Raw genomic sequence first — 487 nt, 5'->3', positions numbered from 1 at the left:
GATTCGAGAAACCAGCGGTCGAATCAATCAGCAATCACGCAGTATTGCCCAAGATGCGCAAGATAATCTTCGTCAGTCTGATCAGCAAAAGCAACAAGTTGAACAAGTTGTGACGGCTATCGAACAGATGGCAACCTCTGCGAGATCATCCGCTAGGCAGGTAGAAGTGATTGCTGAAAATGTGCGTTACGCAGATGCAGATACGCAAGCGGGATTGGCCGTTGTAGGGTCGGTACTTCGTTACGTTGAAGCCTTAAATCAACAGTTGAACCATTCTACTGCGGCGATTCTCCAAGTGGGTCAAAACAGTGAACGTATTCAAAAAGTCAAGCAAATGATTGATGAAATTGCTGAGCAAACTAATTTGTTGGCCCTTAATGCCGCTATTGAAGCAGCACGAGCAGGGGAGCAAGGACGTGGCTTTGCTGTGGTTGCGGATGAAGTCCGTACTTTAGCTCACCGAACGCAAACATCGGTGCAGGATGTT

1 protein-coding gene is annotated in these 487 nt (G+C 47.4%); it reads left to right on the top strand.

What is annotated here, in order from left to right; genetic code table 11:
* On the top strand, nucleotides 1-487 hold a 487-nt coding region (locus Q5762_RS37095; protein WP_315896715.1), incomplete at both ends, for a methyl-accepting chemotaxis protein.

Origin of the sequence: Streptomyces sp. P9(2023) (assembly GCF_032436795.1) — a bacterium.
Taxonomy (GTDB): domain Bacteria; phylum Actinomycetota; class Actinomycetes; order Streptomycetales; family Streptomycetaceae; genus Streptomyces.
This window is presented reverse-complemented; position numbering and strand designations above follow the sequence as displayed.